Raw genomic sequence first — 2649 nt, 5'->3', positions numbered from 1 at the left:
CTCTTTATGCACTCTTTTGGTTGTCTATGTGTGCACTTTCATCTCTTTTCTGCCTTGTGTATACGAAGGGTCGCCCAGATCTTCGCCCCTATCGTCAGAGCCTGGCCTTTATGCTGTCTATGGCGTGCGTGTTAACGGGATCGTTGTTTGTGTTTTCCCTGGCGGGGGTGCTTCGCTATCACTATTTTTCGCTTTACGTTATGACGCTGACGATTCCCTTCACCCTGCGCTGTCTGTTACCACGTTCATGGGTGGGGGAAACCAAACATATAGGGCCTCACAAAGAAGATGTACAGGTGTCAGTCCTTCGGTCTTCCTGTGCTGAGACCCCCGCTCTTCAAGACTAACCCACTTCAAATGTCAGCACATTAGTTAAGGCGCGTGCCACACCCAAGCTGTCCTAACTCATTTCTGAGGTTATGCCAACACCCTGGCGTTTCCTTGATAACTTTTTCAGAAAGGCTCGTGGATTGTGAATGACCATCGCCATCTGTGCAATCACAAATCAGGACGCGTCCTTCATCTTGATTCATAAACCCACATCCCGTGCATGTGTGGCGATAGGTCCCTCCAGGCAGGCCGTCTTCCTCAGCTCGTAAGAGTGGGGCGGCAAAAGCGCCTATGGTTATGCACACGATAATGGAGAAAAAAGCGGATAAAAGGCGGGAAAGCATGGAGGTTTTCATGAACATACACCACAAGACTAGAAACGTTTCTATCCTATTTTTGCAAGAATTGCATAAGGTTTGATTAAGCCGTTCTCGGTTTTGCTTTGTATGGACAGGGAAACATCTCTTCTTGCCTTGAATAAAATTATGGTTTCAAGGACTGGACAAAGGCTGGGGGAAGTTTGTACTCTCAAAGGGTGGAGGGATGGCCGAGCGGTCAATGGCAGCAGACTGTAAATCTGCCGACGAACGTCTACGTAGGTTCGAATCCTACTCCCTCCACCACACCCTTATTGTGCCCGTGCCGGTGTGGCTTGCTTAGATTGACACTATTTGCCAGCCTTATCCAGCCTGCGGAAACGTGAATGGATGTTTCAATAGATCAGGCTCATACTTGATCCGCACATCCTGGTGATCTCTGACGCTTCACAGGATGTCTTGGTGCATAGGTTCAAGATCGTGGCTTGCACCCTATAGAGAAGGGTTGAATACAAAACATGCATGTATTTCTTTCTTAATATATTGATTTTATTGATTTTTTTGTTATCGTGATGCCGTTTTTGACATAAAGGGGGTAGGTCATGACAAGAGGGTCCAAGATGGTCGGCTTAGGTGGCTCATGTCTGTTGGCCTGGGATTTCATGCTGTTTTATGCGCAGGCGAGTCCACACCTTGCTTTTTCTTTATGGGGGGAAAGGCTGTTTGCACGGCCTGTTTCGTTAAGATCTTTTGCTGTCTGCGCGATACCGGCGATGTCTCAGAAGCCACATGCATCTTGGGCGCGGATATGTCATGAGCAAAAGGGGGATACCTACACACCTTCTGTAAGTGACCTGTTGTTTTATACGCCGCGATATCCTCGGGGGTATGTGCGTCATGTGGATCCACCTTTTGAGGATGATGCCTTTTTTCATATTGTGAACCCATGTTCTGACTGGGGCTTTAAGAAGAGCCTCGGGTCCCATGAAGAAGGGTGTGCAGCGTTTATCAATGCCGTGCTAGCTCAAGAGGATCGCGTTGTTGAAGACGTGATCTTTCTCAATAAAGAGCAGCCTAGCCAAGTCCCCATAGGGTCTCACTTTACAATTGATGTGGTGGCGCGCGATCACAATGGACAACATTTTCTCATTGAGATGCAAAATGACTTTCACGCCTATTATCCAGACGAGGCGCGTATCCGGCATGCACGTTTTGAAGGAAACCTTGATATGTTGTATGTTCACAATCAACTTGCTCTGGAAGCGTGGGAGAAGACGAGTTTGAGAAAAAACCCTGCCAAAGATTTTCAAAAAAGCTTGGTGGGGGTGCATTCCATTGTCGTGACAAATAAGCCCTTGGATTCTGGCTTTCCCGATGTCGTCAATACCTCTGAGTATCGGCACATAAATCATCCTGACATTCCTTATAGCCGCCAGTCACGATCCACACTTACGGTGTTGGCCTTGGATCGATTTGATAAAGGGGAAGATGATCTTGAAACACATCAAGATCGCTTTTTCTTTTTCCTCAAATACATGTCGTTAAGAAATCCAAAAGCAAAAATGTCTTTATTTAAAAAAGTGTCCAAATCTTCTCAGGTGACGGACGCAGAGGGGACACCTTTGTATAAACTGCATGAGATGTTGGATAAAAGAAAGCTCAGAGAAGGAGAGCTTACCAACTTTGTAAGGCGTACAGAAGAGGCAGAAGAGGTGATTGATCATTACAGAGCACAGGGCCGAGCGCAGGGGCGGGAGCAAGGTCGAGTGCAGGGAAAGCTTGAAGCAGCCATTGCCTTACTCGAGACTGGCATGCACACAAAGGAAGAGGTGGCAAGCATGTTGAACCTAGACATCGCTGATGTGGATAGGGCTCTTCATAACGATGAAATCGGTAAGTGAACCTTGGTGGTCATTCATGCATATGTCGTAAGAGGGCATAATGCATTGACAATGTGTCACAAAGGTTTGAGGATGGGGAAAGCCTTGGGGGGAGGTTTTTG

Annotated in this window: 2 protein-coding genes and 1 tRNA gene; all 3 read left to right on the top strand. The window is 47.1% G+C overall.

Annotated elements, in window-relative coordinates; genetic code table 11:
• A partial coding sequence (locus tag IG82_RS0105865; RefSeq protein ID WP_216476171.1) for a hypothetical protein occupies window positions 1-347 on the top strand: 347 nt, incomplete at its 5' end.
• A 520-nt stretch (window positions 348-867) separates the two neighbouring features.
• Window positions 868-953, top strand: a tRNA-Tyr gene (locus IG82_RS0105855).
• A gap of 467 nt (window positions 954-1420) precedes the next feature.
• A complete protein-coding gene (locus IG82_RS0105850; protein WP_216476170.1) occupies window positions 1421-2548 on the top strand; it encodes a PD-(D/E)XK nuclease family transposase in 1128 nt (375 codons plus the stop codon).
• Window positions 2549-2649 lie beyond the last annotated feature (101 nt).

It is taken from the genome of Candidatus Hepatobacter penaei (assembly GCF_000742475.1).
Classification (GTDB): domain Bacteria; phylum Pseudomonadota; class Alphaproteobacteria; order Holosporales; family Hepatobacteraceae; genus Hepatobacter; species Hepatobacter penaei.
This window is presented reverse-complemented; position numbering and strand designations above follow the sequence as displayed.